This window comes from Thermogemmatispora aurantia (genome assembly GCF_008974285.1).
In the GTDB taxonomy this organism is placed as follows: Bacteria; Chloroflexota; Ktedonobacteria; order Ktedonobacterales; family Ktedonobacteraceae; genus Thermogemmatispora; species Thermogemmatispora aurantia.
In genome coordinates this window covers 1009335-1029515 of record NZ_BKZV01000001.1, presented here as the reverse complement: position 1 = coordinate 1029515, position 20181 = coordinate 1009335, and the positions used below count along the sequence as shown (strand labels likewise).

At 59.8% G+C, this 20181-nt stretch carries 18 protein-coding genes and 1 tRNA gene; 11 read left to right on the top strand and 8 right to left on the bottom strand.

Going from position 1 to position 20181, the window contains the following annotated elements; translation table 11 throughout:
• Positions 1 to 191: 191 nt before the first annotated feature.
• A complete protein-coding gene (gene ftsZ / locus KTAU_RS04040) occupies positions 192 to 1697 on the bottom strand; it encodes a cell division protein FtsZ (RefSeq protein ID WP_228026309.1) in 1506 nt (501 codons plus the stop codon).
• Between the two features lie 539 nt (positions 1698 to 2236).
• Complete coding sequence (locus KTAU_RS04035) at positions 2237 to 2740, bottom strand: response regulator (RefSeq protein WP_151727137.1); 504 nt, start codon at positions 2738 to 2740, stop codon at positions 2237 to 2239.
• 502 nt (positions 2741 to 3242) lie between these two features.
• Between KTAU_RS04035 and KTAU_RS04030 the strand changes: the two genes are divergently transcribed.
• Positions 3243 to 3316: transfer RNA gene (locus tag KTAU_RS04030), tRNA-Arg, on the top strand.
• A 34-nt stretch (positions 3317 to 3350) separates the two neighbouring features.
• Here the strand turns inward: KTAU_RS04030 and KTAU_RS22300 are convergent.
• Entirely contained in the window at positions 3351 to 3770 is a 420-nt protein-coding gene (locus tag KTAU_RS22300) for an MgtC/SapB family protein (RefSeq protein WP_151727136.1), read from the bottom strand.
• Between the two features lie 291 nt (positions 3771 to 4061).
• Here KTAU_RS22300 and KTAU_RS04020 point away from each other — a divergent pair, with 291 nt between their 5' ends.
• Entirely contained in the window at positions 4062 to 4301 is a 240-nt protein-coding gene (locus tag KTAU_RS04020; protein ID WP_228026307.1) for a hypothetical protein, read from the top strand.
• A gap of 32 nt (positions 4302 to 4333) precedes the next feature.
• Here the strand turns inward: KTAU_RS04020 and KTAU_RS21450 are convergent, their stop codons facing one another.
• Positions 4334 to 4498 (bottom strand): hypothetical protein, encoded by a 165-nt coding sequence (locus KTAU_RS21450; RefSeq protein ID WP_170293042.1) that lies wholly within the window; start codon positions 4496 to 4498, stop codon positions 4334 to 4336.
• A gap of 347 nt (positions 4499 to 4845) precedes the next feature.
• On the opposite strand from KTAU_RS21450, the gene KTAU_RS04015 reads away from it, so the two are divergent.
• From KTAU_RS04015 to KTAU_RS03995, 5 genes are all read left to right on the top strand, one after another.
• Complete coding sequence (locus KTAU_RS04015) at positions 4846 to 5586, top strand: TetR/AcrR family transcriptional regulator (protein WP_170293041.1); 741 nt, start codon at positions 4846 to 4848, stop codon at positions 5584 to 5586.
• 67 nt (positions 5587 to 5653) lie between these two features.
• Entirely contained in the window at positions 5654 to 7285 is a 1632-nt protein-coding gene (locus KTAU_RS04010; RefSeq protein WP_151727133.1) for an MDR family MFS transporter, read from the top strand.
• Positions 7286 to 7380: 95 nt separating this feature from the next.
• Positions 7381 to 7944 (top strand): alpha/beta hydrolase, encoded by a 564-nt coding sequence (locus KTAU_RS04005; RefSeq protein WP_151727132.1) that lies wholly within the window; start codon positions 7381 to 7383, stop codon positions 7942 to 7944.
• Positions 7945 to 7998: 54 nt separating this feature from the next.
• A complete protein-coding gene (locus tag KTAU_RS04000; RefSeq protein ID WP_151727131.1) occupies positions 7999 to 8922 on the top strand; it encodes an alpha/beta fold hydrolase in 924 nt (307 codons plus the stop codon).
• Between the two features lie 273 nt (positions 8923 to 9195).
• On the top strand, positions 9196 to 11373 hold the full coding sequence (locus KTAU_RS03995) for a serine/threonine-protein kinase (RefSeq protein ID WP_151727130.1): 2178 nt from the start codon (positions 9196 to 9198) through the stop codon (positions 11371 to 11373).
• Positions 11374 to 11590: 217 nt separating this feature from the next.
• Here the strand turns inward: KTAU_RS03995 and KTAU_RS03990 are convergent, their stop codons facing one another.
• Positions 11591 to 12040 carry a kanamycin nucleotidyltransferase C-terminal domain-containing protein gene (locus KTAU_RS03990; RefSeq protein ID WP_170293040.1) on the bottom strand — a complete coding sequence of 150 codons (450 nt, stop codon included), beginning with the start codon at positions 12038 to 12040 and terminating at the stop codon, positions 11591 to 11593.
• Positions 12041 to 13282: 1242 nt separating this feature from the next.
• Between KTAU_RS03990 and KTAU_RS03985 the strand changes: the two genes are divergently transcribed.
• Positions 13283 to 14239 carry a DUF6585 family protein gene (locus KTAU_RS03985; protein ID WP_151727128.1) on the top strand — a complete coding sequence of 319 codons (957 nt, stop codon included), beginning with the start codon at positions 13283 to 13285 and terminating at the stop codon, positions 14237 to 14239.
• A 340-nt stretch (positions 14240 to 14579) separates the two neighbouring features.
• On the opposite strand, the gene KTAU_RS03980 is transcribed toward KTAU_RS03985, so the two are convergent.
• The 3 genes from KTAU_RS03980 to KTAU_RS03970 form a co-directional block, all read right to left on the bottom strand.
• A complete protein-coding gene (locus tag KTAU_RS03980; RefSeq protein ID WP_151727127.1) occupies positions 14580 to 15386 on the bottom strand; it encodes an ABC transporter permease in 807 nt (268 codons plus the stop codon).
• A gap of 3 nt (positions 15387 to 15389) precedes the next feature.
• Positions 15390 to 16340, bottom strand: coding sequence for an ABC transporter ATP-binding protein (locus KTAU_RS03975; protein ID WP_170293039.1), 951 nt, complete (start codon positions 16338 to 16340; stop codon positions 15390 to 15392).
• Between the two features lie 318 nt (positions 16341 to 16658).
• Positions 16659 to 17318: a TetR/AcrR family transcriptional regulator gene (locus KTAU_RS03970; protein ID WP_151727125.1), complete on the bottom strand. Its 660-nt coding sequence runs from the start codon at positions 17316 to 17318 to the stop codon at positions 16659 to 16661.
• Positions 17319 to 17938: 620 nt separating this feature from the next.
• Between KTAU_RS03970 and KTAU_RS03965 the strand changes: the two genes are divergently transcribed.
• The 3 genes from KTAU_RS03965 to KTAU_RS03960 all read left to right on the top strand — a co-directional run bounded on the left by KTAU_RS03965 (position 17939) and on the right by KTAU_RS03960 (position 19469).
• Positions 17939 to 18172, top strand: a complete 234-nt coding sequence (locus tag KTAU_RS03965; RefSeq protein WP_151727124.1) for a hypothetical protein — start codon at positions 17939 to 17941, stop codon at positions 18170 to 18172.
• Positions 18173 to 18281: 109 nt separating this feature from the next.
• The gene (locus KTAU_RS21445) at positions 18282 to 18434 is read left to right on the top strand and encodes a hypothetical protein (RefSeq protein WP_170293038.1); all 153 of its coding nucleotides are present in this window, start codon (positions 18282 to 18284) and stop codon (positions 18432 to 18434) included.
• Positions 18435 to 19106: 672 nt separating this feature from the next.
• Positions 19107 to 19469: a hypothetical protein gene (locus KTAU_RS03960; RefSeq protein WP_170293037.1), complete on the top strand. Its 363-nt coding sequence runs from the start codon at positions 19107 to 19109 to the stop codon at positions 19467 to 19469.
• Positions 19470 to 20181: the final 712 nt, after the last annotated feature.

Genomic DNA, 20181 nt, shown 5'->3' with positions numbered 1-20181 from the left:
TGAACTCATCCCAATGGCCGCCTTGTGGTCGTTGAGAAGGATGCGTTCTGTTTGATGGACTTACTTCACTCAGCTGCGCTCTGCCTCTGCTGACTTTCATGAACAGACAAGGCTGTCCTGAACGGCTCCATCAAATGCCCGGATGAGAGAGAGGCCGCTCTCTCGCCGGTCTGGAGGCTTTCCTCGCCGTCCTAGCGACGGCGCAAAAAGGGGGGCGCGCTAATCTCTCTCTCCTGCTCCAGCCGCTCCTGGTAGCGGCGCGCCAGGCTTCGCAGGCCACGGAGATCTTCCAGGCTGCGCTGCGGGCGTGGCAGAGCCGGTGGACGCAGGGGTGTGGCCGAGGCGGCTGGCGTCCCCTGAGACAGGGAGGGACGAGGCGTCAAAGGTGGCATAGGAATCATCTGGTGAGACGCCCGAGCCGGCTCGGGCGTCCCTGCGCCGTTGCTGGCCTGGGCTGGTGCCTGCAGCTGAGCCGGACGCGGCGCCCCTGAAATCAGCGCTGGTGTCTGAGCTGTGAGTGGCTCTCCCATACCAGCAGCGATCAGTGTCACACGCAGGCTGTCCTGCAACGTTGGATCGATGACTGCTCCGAAGGTAATGTCTGCTGCCTCATCGACCACACTACGGATGCACTCCGCCACCTCATTGACCTCGAAGAGCGTCAGATCTTCGCCGCCACTGATATTGAACAGCACGCGGTGCGCCCCCTTGATCGTCACATTCAGAAAGCCGCCGGCAATAGCCTGCTGAGCAGCAATCTGAGCGCGATTGCGGCCCTTTCCCTCGCCGATACTCATGAGAGCACTGCCGGCATCGCGCAAGACATTCCGCACGTCGGCGAAATCAACGTTGACCAACCCAGGCACGTTAATGACCTCGGCGATTCCCTGCACTCCCTGGCGCAGCACATCATCGGCGACCTTGAAGGCTTCTGCCAGACTGCGATCGCGTGTGCTCGACATCAGCAGCCGATCGTTGGGAACGGTGATTAAAGCATCGACCTCTTTGCTCAGCTCGGCCAGACCCTCCTGAGCCACGCGGCGGCGGCGGGAGCCTTCAAAGCTGAACGGAAGCGTCACAATGCCGATTGTCAGGGCGCCCAGCTTGCGAGCAATCGAAGCCACCACCGGGGCCGCTCCCGTGCCGGTACCGCCTCCCAAACCGGCGGTGATAAAGACCAGGTCAGCATCCTTGAGCGCGGCGCGAATCTCCGCCGCGCTCTCCGTTGCGGCGCGCATGCCTACAGCCGCGTTACCGCCCGCTCCTAAACCCTTAGTATAATGGTGGCCCAGGCTAATCCGCAGTGGGGCCTGTGACAGCTCCAGCACCTGCGCATCCGTATTCATCGCGATGAAACGCACGCCCCTGACATTCATATCAATCATGCGATTCACCGCGTTGGTACCTCCGCCGCCTACACCGGCCACCACAATATCAACATGGCGCGGCTCATCGCAGCGCTCCTCGGCGTCGGCAGGCGCCTCAGTAGCAATCATCTCCTCTTCCGTATCCCGCTGCTCCCAGCCGGCCAGGGTGTGCTCCTCCCGCATATCCTCTCCCACCTCTACCTCATGTCGGAGTACGGCCCAGCGGTTCGCCTGCTCATCGTAGAAGTCTGACCCTTCGTTCGCCGCCTGCCCCTGGCGGTCCCAGGGCCTCCCTCTCTCGTATCGATCGCCATGAAATATCGACTGCATGCGGACCCCCGTTTCTCTTCTCTCTGTGAGCGAGCAGCCCTTATCTGGGTGCTGCGATGAGCAGGTAGTATGTTGCCGAAAGGCGTTCTAAGCGCATTGTAGCAAGTGTGTCAAGGGATGGCAAGACGTTCCTTCTTCTTCAAAATGCGAACCCTCCCTATCAGATATTACGGAGAGCACTGGCGGTACGTAAAACGGAGAGTGAAAAGACCCCTTTGTCCCGGCTACCCGCGAGCCAAATTCTGCAGGCTACTCAAACCAGACAAGGCAGGCGGATCGAGGTGAAAGCCCTGGACTCGATAAGAGAGGGACGAAAGAAAGGAAAAGCGAGCTGAGGGACAAAAGAAGGGCAGCTCCTACCTCTTCTGTCCCTCAGCTCGCTCTGCCTTGGGCCTCTTGGCTCGTCCCTACGTCCCTGTCCCTGCTATCCCTGTGCAAGGAGTGTGTCAGCCCTTATGAGGGTAACGAGAAACTGCCTGGCGCCTCTGCGGAGGGGGCAGGTCAATCAATATATGACCTGATTGCCACTGCAGCGCTACTCAGGGTTGGGCACGCACCAATTGCTGTCGTGATTGCTGCTGGGACGGTTGAGGCGACTGGAGTGGCTGAAATGGCTGCTGAGCACGGGCCAGCTGTTGCTCTTCGCTTGTAGCCAGGGCATGGGTGATCACACGGATCACGCGCCGGATGTCCATAGGCTTGCGCAGGGGATGGATACCGCGCTGCTGCAGCTCCTCATAGGGCAGGTCAGCACTCATCATGATGGCTGGGGTACCGCGCGTCTCCTCCATCTCCTGCAAGCGATCAAAGACCTCTAAGCCGTTGATGTCCGGGAGCTTATAGTCGAGGAGTAGAAGGCAGGGACGGAGGCGCTTGGCCTTCTCCAGGGCGCAGGAGCCATTATCGGCAAGAGCCGCCTGGTAGGGGGTTTCACTGTTAATAACCTCCTCCAGAAACTTGCCGAAGTCGGCATCGTCCTCGACAATCAAGATAATAGCACTGCGTGGGCGTTGGGCTGCCGGCGGAAAGACAAGCCCTGACATTGTGTACTCCTTCCCTTTGTCTCTGTCAGCTCAATGGAGAGAGAAAGAATCTCCGATAACTACATTGTAGTCTAACGGTTATTCCTATGGATAGGTGACATGATCGCGACATTTAACCGCGACACCCTTTCTCTCTGTAAAGCATACCATCATCATGCGGACCGGCACTCTGAGTCTGCGCACTCTTCTTGTGAAAGATGTCCTATCTCTCTTCCCATTCTACCTTTTGCCCTCTCATCTGGGGAGGAGAGGATCAGGTGCTGACCAGCGACAGCTCAGAAGTTCAAGCCACTCAGGATGGGAAGGGGGCAAGTGAGCGGGAGCCCACTTACTGACCCCTATGTCGGTGTACCTGCTTGTGACTAGCATAGAGCAGAAAACCCTTTCTGGGAAGGGGGTAGGGAACAACTGGCCTCTCTTTCTGCCCGGGTCATTTATCTGCGAGCGAGAGAAAGAGAGGGACTTGAACATTGGTGGGGGACTATGCTATCATGAAAGCGCTGCACCTGTAGCTCAATTGGATAGAGCGCTTGACTTCGGATCAAGTGGTTGCGGGTTCGAGTCCTGCCAGGTGCGCTCTCCCACACTGGCCACCGTCTCCAGCCGCTTCTCAAGCCTCACGGCGCCACACGGGGAAGCCGGGCTGTCGAGACGGCGGTCTTGGGACCGCCTTCTTCCCCTGCAACGACCACCTGCCTCGCTCAGCGGTGGCGGACACAAGTGTTCCCTTTCTCTGGCGGCTGGGACCGCCTGTCTGCCTCAACTGGCAACCACCTGTCTCCAGGGGAAGCACGCTCAGCTTCCCACCTGGTTCCCGCATTGTTCCCCGATGCTCCTGCCCGGATTCCTCCCCCGTTCTGGGGGCGGCCCCCCCTGCTCTGCTATGGTTGTCCCTGGCAGACTCCTGCCCACGAGCTTGGACGAGAGCACTGGTACGTAGTCCAGCGGCCCGTTGCCGATATTGACGTTCGAGGCCAATGGCTAGGCCACAGGCCAGCGCACTCGACAAGCGCACGAGAAACAAACCCATTCATATGATATCCCTCTTTTCCATAACAGTGAGCAGGGCTAGTCCCTTCGCATCTCTCCTCGCCATCACAGCAGGCAGACAGCAGATTGGATGACAGCGGCGATGAGGGGCCTCTCCCAGGCGCTGGCGTGTACGGCACGCTGAGCTGCCCGGCGAGCAGGAGCCTGGAGAGGCGATCATTTGTCTTGCGAAGGAGCTGCCTCCAGCCCTGTCTGCCATTTGTCGTAGTGGGGTAGCGGCGCTCTGCCATGCTGGAGGCATGAGCATAAAATGCATAACCGGGAGGCGAGAATGGCGATGGCTATCAGCACACCAGCAGCCCCCCCATCACAACAGCTGAGAAAGACGCTGTTGTTCCAGAGGAGATGTGAGAGGAAAAACAAGAGGCTCAAGATCATCACGGCCACGATCAGGTTCTTCCAGGTGAGCTGCGGGTCGGCCTTGTTCCGCACCTTCGACCAGATGCTGCCTGCTGCTGTCAGCAGGAGACCAGCAAGAAAGCCCCCCGTGTTGAGGAGCAGGCCGTTGTGAAGCGTGGGAGAGGCCTGGTTCGCGACAAAGGATCAGATGAGGAGGAGCGCCAGGGCTGCCGCGGCCAGGGCTTTCAGCTGGAGGAAGCGTGACAGGAGGCAACCGGAGCGCACGCGCCTCTGTTCCAGAGGGGTCTTGTCATCGTATTTGGGATACTCGCGCGCGTATCTGGTGTCAAAGTCAGGGAGTGGGTTCATGATGCACTCCTGTTGTGAGCTGGGGAGCCAGCAAGAATGGTTGCAAGTGGTGTCACCGCTACCAGACAGTGTATGCCAATGATGATGGATGTGCAATGAGGTCGCTCACAATTGGGGAAGGCACCAGAGTGCCACTGGACCGGGATCATCGTGGCCCGGGCAGCGAGGCTACCCGGCCCGGAAGGCAGGGAGCCTGTCGCCAGCCGGAAGCCAGCGACCGTGGCTGTCCGGGCCGTGAGAGCACACGTGCTTTTCCTGGATGTCGAGCCGACTACTGTGACGTTCGACCCCCCGGGGGCTCTCTGGAAATGGGGACTCTCATCGTTTCGGTGAGGCAGCGTTGCGCGGTGAGCGAAGACCCTCTTGACATTCGGGTCCAGTGTCAGGTATACTTCTCTGATAAGTTAGTTATCGCTAACTATTATTCGCTGAGAGCACATTCGATGGCAGGCACACCACAGGAACCACAGTACCAGCGCACCCCTCGCAAACGACTTTCGGGCGAGGAGCGACGAGCGTTGATCCTACGTCGGGCCAAACAGGTCTTTGCCCGCTCTCCCTATGCGGAGGCCAGCACCGGGGAACTGGCACGCGAGAGCGAGGTGACTGAGCCGGTGCTCTACAAGCATTTCGGGAGCAAGAAGGGCCTCTTTCTGGCGGTGCTCGGCGAGTTCGGCGCGCAGTTCCTCGAAACGCTGCAGGAACGTGTTTCGCGCAGAGCGGAGGAGGATATTCTTGACGCGCTCGCCCACTTCGTCGACGACTACCGTGCCGCGATCCAGGCCGATCCTGAAACCCAGCGCGTCCTCTTCCAGGCTGTTGCCGAATCCAGTGATCCCGAGATCGCGCAGTGCATCCGCGAGCACAATCGCAAGATCTATGCGTTCCTCCATCAGCTGATCGCACGCGCCCTGGAGCGTGGCGACCTCGATGCTGCGGTCAACCCGGATGCCGCCGCCTGGGGCTATATGAGCATGATACTCACCTTCCAGTATGGCTTGATGCTGGGCCTCTCTGGAGAGGTGGCCGAGGTCCAGCAGGAGATGAGCCGTCTCTGGCTGCGCGGCCTACGCGCTCCGGCTTCGTAATTTTTTTGTCCTCGTATGTTAGTGAACGCTAACTCTATAATAGGGTGTCAGCGACAAGGAGCCATGCATGCACGACCTGACGACCGCCGCGCCGCAGCCAGGAGGCGCGCGTTTCTCCTACAAATGGATGGTCACCCTGGTGGTGATCTTCGGAGCCTTTATGAGCATCCTGGATCAGACCATCGTCAACATCGCACTTCCACGCCTGCAACACGCCTTTGGCGCTGACCTGGATAGCGTCCAATGGGTGCTCACCGCCTATATTCTCACGCAGGGCGTCGTCACACCAACCACCGCCTTCTTCGCCGATCGTCTGGGCACCAAACGCTTCTACATGCTGGCGCTCGCCATCTTTACCGCCGGCTCGGCTCTCTGCGGCCTGGCCTGGAGCCTGCCCGTCCTCATCCTTTTTCGCGTTGCGCAGGGGATAGGAGGAGCTGCACTTTTTCCACTGGCGGTGACGCTCCTGTACCGCGAGTTCCCTCCCCACCAGAGAGGGCTGGCCAGTGGCCTGCTGGGCATTGCCGCATTGCTGGCACCCGCCGTCGGCCCGACGCTTGGTGGTTACTTTGTCACCTACGTGGACTGGCGCTTGATCTTCTTTGTCAACGTTCCCATCGGCATCATTGGGCTGCTGCTGGCCGCTTTACTCCTGCGCGAAGTGCGGCCAGAGACACGAACACCGTTTGACGTCCCGGGCTTCGTGCTGGCCTCCACCGGTCTGGCAGCTGTGCTCTACGCCCTCTCGGATGCCAGCATTGACGGCTGGGGATCAGGAAAAGTGCTCGGCTTCCTTCTTGGTGGACTCTTTTTGCTCGGCTGCTTTGTGCTCGTCGAGCTGGACCGTGCAAGGCGCAACAGGCAGTCGTTGCTGGACCTGCGCCTCTTCGCCAACGGGCCATTCCTGTCAAGTAATATCGTCAATATCCTGATCACGTTCGCCTTCTTCGGAGGACTCTTCCTCTTTCCGGTCTACCTGCAAAATCTGCGTGGGCTGAATGCCTTCAATGCCGGTCTGCTCCTGCTCCCGCAGGCCTTCGCCTCGCTCATAACAGCCTTGATCGCCGGGCGAGTCGTGGATCGCTTCGGTGTGCGCGTGGTGGTCGTGCCGGGACTGATCTGCCTGGCTTTCGCGACGTGGCAGCTGAGCTTCCTGACCCTCTCGACGTCCTACAGGTGGCTGCAGATGCTCTTCGTCATCCGCGGCCTTGGGCTGGGAGTGGTCATCCAGCCGCTCAGCGTTTCAGCGGTGTCGGATCTACACCCTCGCAAATTCGCACACGCCTCCACGCTCTACACCGTCATGCGCTTCGTCTCGACCTCGCTGGGCATCGCCGTACTGGCGACCCTGGTGCAAACGCAGGCCCAGATTCACGCTGGTGACCTGGCCGGGCAGGTGACCGCAGCCTCCCCTCTCGGCCAGCTGGCCGCTCGCCTCCAGGCGCTCCTGATGCGACATGGAGTCAGCACGGCCCATGCCAGAGCCGCCGCACTTCAGGAGATCGCCCGGCTGGTACAGCAGCAAGGCTACCTGCTGGCGATCCAGGACGCTTTCCGGCTGGTGCTCTTCGTGATGATCGCGTCGATCATCGCCGCCTGCTTCATACGCATGCGGAAACAGAGGCCACCGGCTCCCCAACAGGAGGGCCAGGGCGTCGGAAGCGCAAAGGAAACGCTTGAACCAATGCTCCCAGGCTGATCCTGCTAGGATTGCTGCTCCAGGAAGGCAGGCAGACAGGCAGCAATTCTGGCCTCACCTGGGGCACCTCTCTTATGAGAAAGGACCGTTGTTCTATGGCTGATTTCAGCGACCCATCAACAGTCATCCCGCTCTGGCCGGAGAAGGCTCCCCGGCCGGAAGCGGCTGCACTTCCTGAGCAGGAGACCGTGCTGCCCCTGCCATCCGAGGTTCCTCAGACCATGCTCCCCCTGCCGTTTGGTATCACGATCGCGCGCAATGTGATGCAGCCAGGCCTTCTGCCCTATCTGCCCGATCCTTCCGTCGCGACCGGAACGGCGGTCATCGTCTGCCCAGGCGGGACTTTCCAATTCCTCTCTATCGAGGACGAAGGGAAGGCTGTGGCTCGCTGGCTGTGTGCTCACGGGATTGCTGCCTTTGTGTTGAAGTATCGCGTGTCCCAGACCGCCGCGCGCGATGAGGACTTCATCACGCAGTTGCTGGCGCGTTTTGCTAACCTCATGAGGCTGGTGGAGCTGATGCTGCAGATCGAGCCGCTGGCGGTTGCAGACGGGCGACAGGCCATCAGAGTCGTCCGCCAGCGGGCCGCTGCATGGGGAGTTGCGCCGGAGCGCATCGGCATCCTGGGCTTTTCAACCGGCGGCGTTGTCGCCAGATGATACAATGACTGACAGCAAGTCAACAACAGGCAGGAATGCCTGTGGAGAGATGTCATGGCTCACTCACCAGTTCAGGTCGATTGGACCTTCGACGGACTCTGGCCCTATCAACCGCGCTACTTTGCCACGCCAGAGGGACGCTGTGCCTACATCGATGAGGGACCCAGGTCGACTCACGCGGTATTGCTGCTCCACGGTAACCCAACCTGGTCGTTTCTCTGGCGGCATGCCATTGCCGCCCTGATCAGCGCAGGGCAGCGGGTGATCGCCCCCGATCTGCTGGGATTCGGGCGCTCTGACAAGCCGAACAGGCTGGACGCCTATACACTTGAGCGCCATGTCGCTCGTCTACTGGCGCTCTGGCAGACGCTGGGCGCTCAGCAGGTGTCGCTGGTCGTCCATGACTGGGGAGGGCCGCTTGGTCTGTGGTGGCTCTCAGCTTCACATGTCCCGCTGCGACGACTGGTGGTCTGCAACACCTTTAGCCCGGTGCTCCCGGGCCGGCTGGGTCAGACCCCTGCGCTCAAGCTGGCGCGCTTTGTCAGTCGCTCCCGCTTCGTGGCCGACTACCTGTACCGGCGGCGCCATCTGATGCTGCGCGACTTCCTCTTTGGAGGCGGAACGGCTCATCATACGGCCCTGACGGCGCAGGTGCGCACCGCCTACCGGGCCCCTCATCTGCATGCCGAAGATCGGGCCGGCGTACTCGCCTTCCCGCTGCAAATACCACGCACGACCAGCGAGCCGATCGCTCAGCACAGTGCAGAGGTGGCCAGGGAACTGCGCGAGACACTGGACGCTGTCCCGTCCCTGCTGCTCTGGGGGATGAAGGATTACTTGTTTGATGCCACGACCCTGGACTCCTGGATCGAGTTCCTGCCGCGAGCCAGCGTGGTGCGGATCGCAAGCGCCAGCCACTATGTGCAAGAAGATGCCCCGCAAGAGGTCGCATCCGTCATTGCCGAGGGGATTCTCTAGCGCATCGGTCCAGCCACAGAGGGGAACGCGCCCGGCGTGCGGCTCCTGCAGATAAGGATCTTGATCAGATTTGCTGCAAGCACAGCCGCTCTGATTGCTCAAGGAGCATGTGCTGCACTCGTATTCCTGACAAATGGCTAACTCTCTCCTCCATGCCTTGCATGTTTTCCCCGCTCTGTGCTATACTGCTTCCATCATGTCGACACCACAGCCTGCGACTAGCTTCCTCACTCGAACAGTACGGCCTCTGTTGCTTGAAAGGAGTGCTGCCTGATGCTCCCGGATCTCTCCGGTCAGCCTCTCGATCGCTATCAGCTCGTCCATTTGCTCGGCGCTGGCGGCTTCGGCCAGGTCTACCTTGCCGAGGATCGGCGCCAGCCCTCTTCCGCCCCCGTGGCCCTCAAGCTCCTCACTTCCTGCCCGCTCACCCCGGCCGACTTGCAGACCTTCCTCAACGAGGCCCGCACCCTGCTGCGCCTGCGCCATGCTCATATCCTGCCCTTGCTCGATCTCGGTTTTGAGCGCAAGCGTTCGCTTCCTTTCCTGGTGATGGCCTACGCCCCCGGCGGCTCCCTGCGCCAGCACCTTCCCCGCGGCTCACGTCTGCTCTTGTCCACCGTCCTGAGCGCCGTCAGCCAGCTCGCCTCGGCGCTGCAGTACGCCCACCAGGCCGGGGTCATCCACGGCGATCTCAAGCCCGCCAATGTCCTGCTCGATGCGGCGGGCCGCCTCCTGCTCAGCGACTTCGGCATTGGGCTGCTGACCACCAGCTTCGCCACCTCTCTCACGCCCGACGCGGGAGCAGAAGGCAGCGCCGTCTACATGGCGCCAGAGCAGTTCGTGGGGCAGCCGCAGCGCGCCAGCGATCAGTATGCGCTGGCCGTCATGGTCTATGAATGGCTCTGTGGGACTCCTCCGTTCCGCGGAACCTACCCCGAGCTGGCTGTGCAACATCAGCACACGTCGCCGCCGCCCCTGCGCGAGCGCGCCCCGGAGCTGCCCCCGGCGGTGGAAGCGGTCATCTTGCGCGCTCTGGCCAAGCAGCCTGCGGAGCGCTTTCCCTCCGTCGAGGCCTTTGCTACCGCCCTCAAGCAGGCTGCCGCTCGCCAGCAAAGCGTTGACCTGCCGCAAGCCATCTCTGCCTCTGATGCCGTCGCCTATCGCCACCGTGGCGCTCTTTACGAGCAGCAGGGCGACGTCGAGCGCGCCCTCGCCGACTTCAACGAAGTCCTTCGTCTCAATCCCACTGATGCCATCGCTTACAACAATCGCGGCCTCCTCTACGCTGAGCAGGGCAACTTCGAACAGGCCCTCGCCGACTTCACCGAGGCCATCCGCCTTGATCCCACCGATGGCACCGCCTACTATAACCGTGGCCTCCTCTATAAACAGCGGGGGGACGTCGAGCGCGCCCTTGCCGACTATACTGAGGCCATCCGTCTCGATCCCTCCTCCGCCCTCGCTTACCGCAAGCGCGGCCTCCTCTACGCTGAGCAGGGCGATCTCGAGCGTGCCCTCGCCGACTTCACCGAGGCCATCCGCCTCGATCCCTCCTATGCCGTCGCCTATGTCAGCCGCGCCGATCTCGGCGTCAAGCAAGGTAGCTTCGAGCGCGCCCTTGCCGACTATACTGAGGCCATCCGCCTCGATCCCACTCTGGCCGTCGCTTATACCAACCGTGGTCTGGTTCATTACTACCTGGGTAAGTTTGAGCGCGCCCTTGCCGACTATAAGGAGGCCATCCGCCTCGATCCTACCTACGCCGCCGCTTATACCAACCGCGGCATCCTCTATGCCAGGCTGGGGGACGTCGAGCAGGCCTTCGCCGACTACAGCGAGGCTATCCGCCTCGATCCTTCCTCTGCCCACATCTACAACAACCGCGCCACTCTCTATGCCAGGCTGGGGGACGTTGAGCGCGCCCTCGCCGACTATAAGGAGGCCATCCGCCTTGATCCTGCCTATGCCGTCGCCTACTACAATCGCGGCACGCTCTATGAGCGGCAGGGCGACGTTGAGCGCGCTCTCGCCGACTACAGCGAGGCCATCCGGGTCAATCCCACCTCCGTCCTTGCCTACTACAACCGCGGCAACATCTACTACCGCCAGGGCGACAGTGAGCGCGCTCTCGCCGACTACAGCGAGGCTATCCGCCTCGATCCCACTTTCACCGCTGCCTATAACAACCGTGGGGCCCTCTACGAGAAGCAGGGCGACGTTGAGCGCGCCCTTGCCGACTACAGCGCCATCCTCCGCCTTGATCCCCTCCACCTCGATCCCACCTCCTTCGCCGCCTACTACAACCGCGGTCGCCTCCACCGGAAGCAGGGCAACCTCTCCCAGGCCCTCGCCGACTTCACCGCGGCCCTGCGCCTCGATCCTACCAATCCGGCGCTCCAACAGGCGCTGAACGAGGTCCAGCAGGCCATCAAAGGCGAAGGGCGGAGCTGATGCTGACAGCCCACCTGGCTGCTCTTCTTCCTCCACGAACTGGCTGGGTGGTCGTACGCTAGCTGCCAGGCTCGCCTCGCTCAGCAGGCCGAGGCGAGCCTCAGTGAGCGACTGATTCCCTCTCCCCAGCGAGGACCAGGCAAGACATCGCGCACTGCGACGAGAATGGAATCGTCTGCGGCTCAATCAGCGCAATGCCCTGCGCCAGCGCCCAGGCCTAGATCCCCTGCCAGGCCGCAACGACCAGCCGATAGTCGCGCAAGTCTCCTTGCATCACCAGCTCACAGAGAGGAGCGAAGCCCTGCGGTAGATCGGGCAGGCTTAGGGCTTCTGGCAGCACCAGCGAGCGCTTCGTGTAGCAATGGCGCTGTGCCAGGCCCACGACCAGCGCCAGATACCAGGCCAGATCGACCGCACACTTGGGGAGATAGCTCGTCACCTGGGCCGCACAGGCATTGCGCATCTTACCAATGAGTTCATAGATGTCTCCCACCAGCACCTCTTTGATCGCCGCATGAAAGCTTTCGGGCGATCCCGAGAAGACCAGCGGCTTCAACCTCGCCAGGAAGGCCTCGGGATCGTACACTGGTTGCTTCTGGAGATAGGCACTGTGCGTCAGCGCCCAGTTGCCTTTGACGGCGCGCGCCTTCTCCTGGACGGCCTCCACAGTGGTGAGTTCGACCTCGGCCTTCCAGGTTCCGCTCCACCATTCGTAGACCGATCGCTCAGGCTGGCAGGTGAGGACGCAGAGCAGCTCGATATCCGAGAACGGCCATCATCACCGCGTGCCAGGGAGCCGTAGAGGCCAATGGCCTTGACTTGCTCACCATAGCGAGCCAGCAGGCGATCGCGCAGCTGTGCTACGATCACTAGGCGCTGCTCATGTCATGGCTCAAGGGGTCTGATTCACCATCATGTGGTCGCTTCTTGATTGCATTCATAGTCTTTCTGAGTGCCGTTGCTCCCCTCAGCCTGCGTGCCGCGATCGCAGCGGCACATCGCGGGCGGCAGCAGGGCCAGTCAGAGGCCAGATGAGAGAAAGGCTCATGCAACTCCCTTTCACTCAATTAGAAGGAAGAGGAGACAGCGCCACAGATCTCGCTGCCCCATCCAGGCGTCCAAGTAGCAGAGGGAACGGCGCGCCTCTCTTGCCTTCTGCCTCGACTGTCAGCCAGAGGTGTCGAAGGGATCTCGTCGGGCGCCATCCGCTTGCTTTCTTTCTTTAAGAGACATCTCTTGACAGAAAAGTCAGGTGTAGCTATACTCATCATGCATGCCTGTTTTCTCTTAGATGATTCTACACGCAGGGACAGGCTGGCGGTCGACCAGCCCCTGTCCCGGCTCAGGCTCAGGTGTTCTCCTGATGCCAGGCGCTCGTCTGGCTGGAGCACAAGCAAATGATCGACTCACCTCTGTCACCTCTGATGAACGATTCCTCACGATTCCTCCTTTCCTTCCTGCTCCACTCCCTGGAGCCAGTGAGCGACCGGGATGATGACCTCTCCGTTTCCGAAACGCCTATCAGAGCGGCCACGCTGAGCCGCCTCAAGCACCCTACACCGATGTTCTGGATACAGGGAGGTAAGTATGCCACAGTATCTGAGGCACACGATTGCTTCGTCGAGCAAGGCGAGGAGCATCCCCTATTGCGGGCAGTGGCCGACCGGGTGGGCAGGGCGCGAACTGAACCAGAGGATGCTTCAGAAACGAGATCACCTATCCAGCTTCAGCCGGTACAGAGCGATCAGAGGTGCTCAGGCGCCTCTCGTTGCCATTTCCCCAGGAGGGGAAACGCTTCCACATTGGCTCCGGCGTAGCTAAAGACCAGTCCACCTTGCGGCGTCTCCAGGCCCGAGGCGGAAACGAGAGCAGCCGCTGTTTGCCTTGCTGCATGTGGAGGTCGCGCACCATGTCTCAAGATGCTTCCGCTCTGGTAACGCGCTACCAGCTGGGCCCCATCCTCCGCGAGTATAGGACTCGCTCGTTCCCCCAGCTGGTCGGACGCGCCTGGCTTGGCATCCTCAGCTGCCTAGTGCTAGGCGGACTCTCCCTCGGAGGAATGTTTGCGATCGTACAACTGGGTGTCTTCCTCGTGACCGGGGCCTGGGAGCGAGTCCGCGAGGAATGGCTGGAATGGCTCTCCATCGAGTTGATCCTGGGAGGAAGTGCCCTTCTCATTGCTTTCCTGTTGCTCCTCCTCCTGATCTTGATGGCTCTAATCATCAAGGGAAGGATTCATTCGTGGCGAATCTATGTCTGCACTGAGGGACTGCTCGTCAAGAAAGGCCGAGTCAACGCCTTCCGTTGGGAGCAGATCGATGCGCTCTGGCAGAAGCCTGCAGAGCACGACCTCTTACGGCATGGCATCCTCGTCCTCTGGCAGCGACCGGATACCTGTGACGTGCACATCCGGGGAGCCGGTGGAAGACAGGTGGTCTTGGAACCCCACCTGTGGAGCCATTTCGGGGAGCTCTTCGCGTTCCTGGATCGCCAGATCAGCGCCCGTCTCCTGCCTCGCGCGCTCAACGCGCTCAATGCGGGCGAAGCCCTGGATTTCGGCGACCTCCAGGTGAATCAGAACGGTGTGAGCCTCCTGAGGCCGGAGCTGGGCGGCAAGGCTTCAGCCACGGTGCCGTGGTCAGATATAGGCGATCTCAAGATCAAGATCAGGAGAAGCCGCCTTGGACTCTCTACTTTTGTGGATGAGCCGCTGGCTTCCAGACCGACCGACCACTATTGCGTCGTGATAGAAAAACGTGACCAGACGTGCATACGCTGGGATGTGCCTACTGTGACCAATGTCAGTGTACTGCTGGCAATCAAGGAGACCCAGCTGGGGAAGCCGCCCGGCCAAGCTGCTCCCTAGCCGCCAGCAGCATCAGTGCTCCTGCCAGCGAGGCGATGCGATAGCGCCTGGGCTTGGAGACCAGCAGGCAATCGGCGATCAAGCTCACGGTCACCTCCAACAAGAGCGAGATGAATGAGGCAGCACTAGAGCTGAGGGAGGCCTACCAGGCGTAGCTTGCGTAAAGAGCAGGACCTGGCCATCAGCGACTCTGCCACCTGAACAGAGGCCCAGGGGCAGGTCTCTCCTCCCCAGCTTAGTCCGAGCAAGAGGCAGATTGCCACCGCGGCGGCGATGAGGAAACCTGGCAGGCCGAGCAGACTGAGCAGGCATCGATGGAAGAAAGGGGTTTCAGGAGCGTTTATCCAAAAGAGTACCGCTCTTCACGGCGATAGGCCCAGACTGCCAGACTCAAGAAGATCACGCTGTAAAGGACAAGCAGCCATACAGTATTACCGATCGTGCCGATGTGCACACCGACCGCATTCCAGGCCAGGAGGGCCAGGAGATAGAATGGCGAGTAGGGGGCTATGTTTTGTAAGGCGGCGGGAAGCTGCGTTAGCGGGACAAACACCCCCGAGGCAAACGCCAGGATGAAAAATGATAGGTTGATAATGGGGGTCGCGCCCGCCGGGTTGACAAGATTGCCAATAGCAAAGCCGAGCAGGATAAAGGGCAGCACACCCAGCAGCAGAGAAGCGATCAATGTGACCCACGAGAGAGCACTGAGCTGCACACCGCCCACTATCAGAGCAAAGCCACAGAGGACAAGTAAGATGATCAGAGCAGAGAGCAGAGCTGTCACCACTTTGGCCAGCAGGTAGATCGAAGCAGGCAAAGGAGTAGCTCGCATTAGGACATTCAAGCGCTGCCCTCGCTCATTGGCAATGCTCACCCCAAAGGAATAGAGCATTACACTGATGATACTATAGGTGGCAACAGAGGCAAGAGCATAGGCATGCCGACTGATCCCGCCCTCCAGGCTGTTTGCTTTGCCCAATCCCCCCAGCAGGCTGTAGAGGACAAGCGGAAGCAGCAAGCCGGGTACCAGAAAACTGGGGGTGCGCCACAGGCGCAATACCTCCGCCTGCACCTGCGGCCAGAGCATTGCCCGCAAAGGCGCAACGAGTCTGCGGGTAGAGGACCCTGGCGTTACTCTGGCGGGCATACTTCAACCTCCTTTCGCTTCAGATTCAGCACGGGTGAGCTGGAGAAAGGCCTCCTCCAGGCTTGCCTCAGTGATCGTGAGATTCGTGATCTCAGCAGGCTGGGTGAATAGAGCTCGCAGCACCGTTTCCAGCTGCGGCGTCAGCAAACTCACACGATGCCCCTGTATTTCAAGTTGGGAGACCGGGAGCTGGTCAAAGAACCCGGCTGGCAGCGGCTCGCTCACCTCGAAAGCGATACGCCTGTTCGTAACCTGCGCTTTCAGGAGGGCTGGAGGGGCATCGGCACGCACCCGGCCATGATCAAGAAGAATGATACGGTCGGCCAGAGTATCTGCTTCTTCCAGGTAGTGAGTGGTCAGCACGATGGTCTTCCCCTGCTGACGAAAGGCGCGAAGCTGCTCCCAGAAATGGCGGCGGGCCTCTACATCCAGCCCAGTTGTGGGTTCATCTAGAAAAAGGACATCAGGATCACCGCAGATAGCCAGTGCGAAGTAGAGCCGCTGGCGCTGCCCACCGGATAATGATCCCACGTGAGTCATGGCCTTCTTCTGTAGACCAGCTATTTCAAGCACCTGAGCCAGAGGCAAAGGATGGGGATAATAGCTGCGAAAAAGCGAAATGATTTCGCGCACCGTGAGGTTGAGAGGCACGCCAGATTCTTGCAACATGCACCCGCAGCGACTCCGTGCCCGGCGGTCGCGGGGATCAAGGCCAAACAAGCGTACCTGACCGTGAGAGGGGCGACGCAGGCCAAGCATCAGGCCGATGGCAGTGGTCTTTCCTGCACCGTTAGGCCCAAGTAGTGCCACAGCCTGGCCTTGAGGAATGGCAAAGCTGACATGTCGCAACGCTTCCACCGTGCCGAAAGACCGTGAGACATCTTCCAGCTCAATAGCTAGCCTCTGGGAGACCTCTTCGACTGTTTGCGCTCTATGAGTGGCTGAAGTGAGCATAGTGAGTACCTCTCGGGCGCCTCTTTGTAAGCTCAGGTTAGTCATTGCTCTCGCTCTCATTTCTTCGACTCCTCATCCTGAAGAGAAGCCGCACGAAGATGAAAGCCAGAAGAGCGAGCAAGATGATCGTCAGTGGTTGAAGTGTGCCAGCATGCACAAGGCGATACACCAGGTAAGCCGCAAGGGCCACGGTTATGCCCATTGAGAGCAGTGGAGGTAAGCGTAGGAGACCTGTCATGCAGAGTGTACCTCTTAATTAGTTATTTAGCTAACTAATACTGTGCAAAAATATGCATCCGTCTGGACTGCCACAACCTTTCAGGTACTACTCTGGCCAGGTGTGTTTTGGCGAGGCAGCAGGCCATAGACGTAGAGCCCGACCAGCGCTTCGGCTAAGCTCTCCAGGCTGGACGACAGCGTATTACCGGGTCCGCGCATGCTGACTGTCGCGATCAGGGTGCGCGTCAGAATATACGATACGAGCGCAGGATTGATAGTATTCATCTGCCTCTGCGCTATTTGCCTCTCCAGGTATTCACGAAATCGCTGTGCCAGGTGTCTGGCCAGGCCACTAACGGCTCGCCGCTCCTCCTCATTGCTCAACTCTCCATCAGGGACGCGACTGCCGGCGACTTGATACATGACGCGGAGTAGATGGCTGGCAGGAGGGGTCGACAAAAGTCGCACAGTCTCTTTCAGTAGCTGAGTCAGGCCACTGGCCAAGTCGGCTTCATCTACCTGCGCAAAAATAGCATCAAGCTGAGCGATCACCTGGTCAGTATAATAGGCGGCAGTGGCAAAGTAGACATCGGCCTTACTGGCAAAGTAGAAGTAGATCAACCCCTGATTTACACCGGCGCGTTCGGCAATGGCCTTATTAGTCGCCGCCTCAAATCCTTGCTCGGCGAAAATCTCCAGGGCCGCCTCCAGGATCTTCTGACGCCGATCAATCCCCGGCATTGCTGGCTTGCGCGGCATGGCCCATCGCCTTCCTCACACTTTATTAGTTATCTGATTAAATAATAATTGCTGGCATGCGCTTTGTCAATGCCAGCTCAGCGAAAGATCACCTCTACGGGGTGAAGTTCCTTCCCAGACGGGTCCTCTACGCGAGGCTGTGCCTTTACGCACAGTCCGCCCTGTTCGAGGCAGCAGGGTCACACTTGTGGAAGAGGGGCAAGGCCTGATGGCTACTATGACGGTGGTCTTTGCCTACACTGGCGTATCCTTATTCCACTGTGCTCAACAGGAAGGGCGGCGAGCGTTTTCATACACCCCGCTCATCTTTAATGCGCGTATCACGCAGCGACGTGTCAATCAAGCCTCCAGACACTCTGGCTCACAGTAGTCCATCTTTGCATCAAGAGCACTGGCTGCTGAGGATGATGGTAATCCAGGATACACATCTTTTGCTGCTAATGCCGTTGACTTCGAGGCTCTCGGCTCCCGGGTTTTCACGCAGCGATCCTCGAATGGCTCTCCAGGAGCACAAAGCCCTCTCTTCGCGCTGCGATCGTGCCCAAACAGGGCCTTCAGCAGTCTTTTTTGGGAGATGCTCGGTAAGTGTTCAGGCTTGACCTCTTTGTAAACTAAAAGCTATGAACCAGCAGGAAGAAAGCGAGCGCCTCCGAGGAGAAAATCACGAACTGCGGGAAGCCCTTCACCTGGTGCAGGAAGAACTGAGCCGGGTGAAGGAAGCCTTACGTGTGGCGCTGGCTCGCATTGAGGAACTGGAAAAGCCGCGCGAGCCGCCCGAATTTGTGAAAGGGAACGTGAAGAAGCGCCCAGCAGAAGAGAAACTCCCCGCGAGAGAAACGGGAGGGCAAGCATAATCGAGGCCGCATGTGTGCGGTGCCAACGCCGATCGTGGAGCACCGCATCCTTTGCTGTCCCCAGTGTCATTTGCGGCTAGGAGGCATCAGCCTGGCACGGGTGCGATAAGTGACCGAACTGCCGGAACCTCAGCCGGTCGAGGTGATCCATCATCGCCTTTTCAAAGGCTGGTGCTCGCAGTGTCAGAAGTGGCACGAGGCCCCGCTGGATCTGCATGAGCAAGCCCTGGGGCAGGGACGGGTCCGGGGTGCGCTTGAGTAGCTTGATAGCCTGTTGCGCACGGTCATGCGCTTGCCGGTAGGGCAAATTCTGGCGCTGCTCCGAGTCCTGTATGGATGCCAGATCAGCACGGGCGAGATGGTGGAGGTGCTGCACCGCATGGTGAAGCATGCCAAGCCTGTCTTGGAAGCGATCAAAGGCTAGATTCGAGCTAGCCCGGCGGTGCAGGCCGATGAAAGGGGTTGGCGAGAATGGCTATATCCGGTCTCAAAGCAGCCAGCGATCAGCCCTCTGCCGAAGTAGGCTGCGGCAGCCACCGCTGGCGCTGTCCCTATCGCGCCGGTGCCGCCTCTACCGGCTTCTAGGGCAGCGGGCTGGGCCGCCGCGAGTCTACCTGCTCACTCGTTGCAGGCGGCCCAGCCCCTGTCGATCTGGAGCTGGTCGTGATGATTCGACGTGCGTATGCCGAAAGATTGACAGGGCAGAAGATGCAATATACAATGGAGGTAGTCTTATCTAGGTGGCTGGCGTGAAGCCACGCAAGAATGACGTGTCAGGACACTCTGAAAGCGGCACGGGGGGCCGGTCTGGGGCCTCTGGCGCTGCTCAGATAGCTCACTCAGATATTCCGCAGATCTTCGGGCCAGGGCTGCTCTCTCTGGGAAGCTGGAGCAGCTTGTAAGCGTTTTCTCCGAGCACCGCAGGTATGACATCATGAGTGAGGACGACTGGCAACCTCAACTCAATCGCTCTGCCAGGGGCGATCGGCCAGAGGGGCTTTCTCCATATGATCAGGCTGATGTGGCTCCATCCTCGCAAAGCCAGCAGATGAGCGAAAGATCATTATGGCTCCAGCGAAGGGCGCAGGTCAAGGAGAAGCAGGATCAATATGCCGCAGGCGTCTGCCTGGCTGATCTCATTGGACTTATTGTTCTCTTCGCCTTTTTTGTGGCCTTCAACGGTCATCTGATAGGTTCGGGAGCCTTTATGATCGCTATGGTGGTGGATGTGGCCCTGATGGCAACGGTTCACGTGATCGCCTATGCGATGGCTAGAAGAGCTGAAGATATCTATTAATTTAATAGTTCTATTGCAGAAAGTCTGGCCGCAGCCCGAAGGGGGGCCGCCTGCGGTTTGGCATAGGCTGCCACGCCCAACCGGGGACTTTGCTGGAGGTCTTATTGACGCGCTGGGCATCGATTGTTGTGGTAAGCTGCCTTAAGGCCCTTTTCTCCGATGCCGTTCGCAGAAGCTTTTATCCCATGACCGGCCCAGTCGGGCAGATATCATGAAGGGTATGCCAGCAGAGCCTGCCGTTTCGGGAATCCAGTGCATATACGCCACCCTGGACCAGACTCACGCACTGGAGGAGCCGCTGAGCAAGCGCGAGCTGGAGATTCTGAGCCTGATGGCTGATCGCTCGCACCGCGGGCCACGCAGTCGAAACGGGAGCCGGATAGCGGCGCATATGGGCAGTCGCCACCCGTCCGGGCGCTGCTTGCACAGAGGCTGCTCCAGCGCCAGCGGCGCCCCACAGCTGTGGCTTCTCCCTTCCCAGGAAGCCGCTAGCGACCGTCCTCTCAGATAGCAAGCCTCTCTTTATAGGCGTGAGAACCTTTCTGATCGCTATAGATGTGGCGACGGCTCTTCTGCTCCTGATCAAAGTGATCGCCTACTTCATGGCAAAAAGGCTGAAAGCGACTTCTGAGCCTTCAGATCTCTGTGTGGAACTCTCCCGAGAGCGGATGTGCGTCTGATCGTGCATCTGTAGGGACTATGCTCATGACGC

Coding starts and splice junctions, on each gene's coding strand:
- KTAU_RS03970 (WP_151727125.1), bottom strand. CDS start 17,318: ATGCCGCGCAAGCCAGCAATGCCGGGGATTGATCGGCGTCAGAAGATC.
- KTAU_RS04010 (WP_151727133.1), top strand. CDS start 5,654: ATGCACGACCTGACGACCGCCGCGCCGCAGCCAGGAGGCGCGCGTTTC.
- KTAU_RS22300 (WP_151727136.1), bottom strand. CDS start 3,770: ATGGGTTTGTTTCTCGTGCGCTTGTCGAGTGCGCTGGCCTGTGGCCTA.
- KTAU_RS04035 (WP_151727137.1), bottom strand. CDS start 2,740: ATGTCAGGGCTTGTCTTTCCGCCGGCAGCCCAACGCCCACGCAGTGCT.
- KTAU_RS04005 (WP_151727132.1), top strand. CDS start 7,381: ATGGCTGATTTCAGCGACCCATCAACAGTCATCCCGCTCTGGCCGGAG.
- KTAU_RS03995 (WP_151727130.1), top strand. CDS start 9,196: ATGCTCCCGGATCTCTCCGGTCAGCCTCTCGATCGCTATCAGCTCGTC.
- KTAU_RS03960 (WP_170293037.1), top strand. CDS start 19,107: ATGAGTGAGGACGACTGGCAACCTCAACTCAATCGCTCTGCCAGGGGC.
- ftsZ (WP_228026309.1), bottom strand. CDS start 1,697: ATGCAGTCGATATTTCATGGCGATCGATACGAGAGAGGGAGGCCCTGG.
- KTAU_RS03975 (WP_170293039.1), bottom strand. CDS start 16,340: ATGCTCACTTCAGCCACTCATAGAGCGCAAACAGTCGAAGAGGTCTCC.
- KTAU_RS03985 (WP_151727128.1), top strand. CDS start 13,283: ATGTCTCAAGATGCTTCCGCTCTGGTAACGCGCTACCAGCTGGGCCCC.
- KTAU_RS03965 (WP_151727124.1), top strand. CDS start 17,939: ATGAACCAGCAGGAAGAAAGCGAGCGCCTCCGAGGAGAAAATCACGAA.
- KTAU_RS03980 (WP_151727127.1), bottom strand. CDS start 15,386: ATGCCCGCCAGAGTAACGCCAGGGTCCTCTACCCGCAGACTCGTTGCG.
- KTAU_RS04000 (WP_151727131.1), top strand. CDS start 7,999: ATGGCTCACTCACCAGTTCAGGTCGATTGGACCTTCGACGGACTCTGG.
- KTAU_RS21450 (WP_170293042.1), bottom strand. CDS start 4,498: ATGAACCCACTCCCTGACTTTGACACCAGATACGCGCGCGAGTATCCC.
- KTAU_RS04020 (WP_228026307.1), top strand. CDS start 4,062: ATGGCGATGGCTATCAGCACACCAGCAGCCCCCCCATCACAACAGCTG.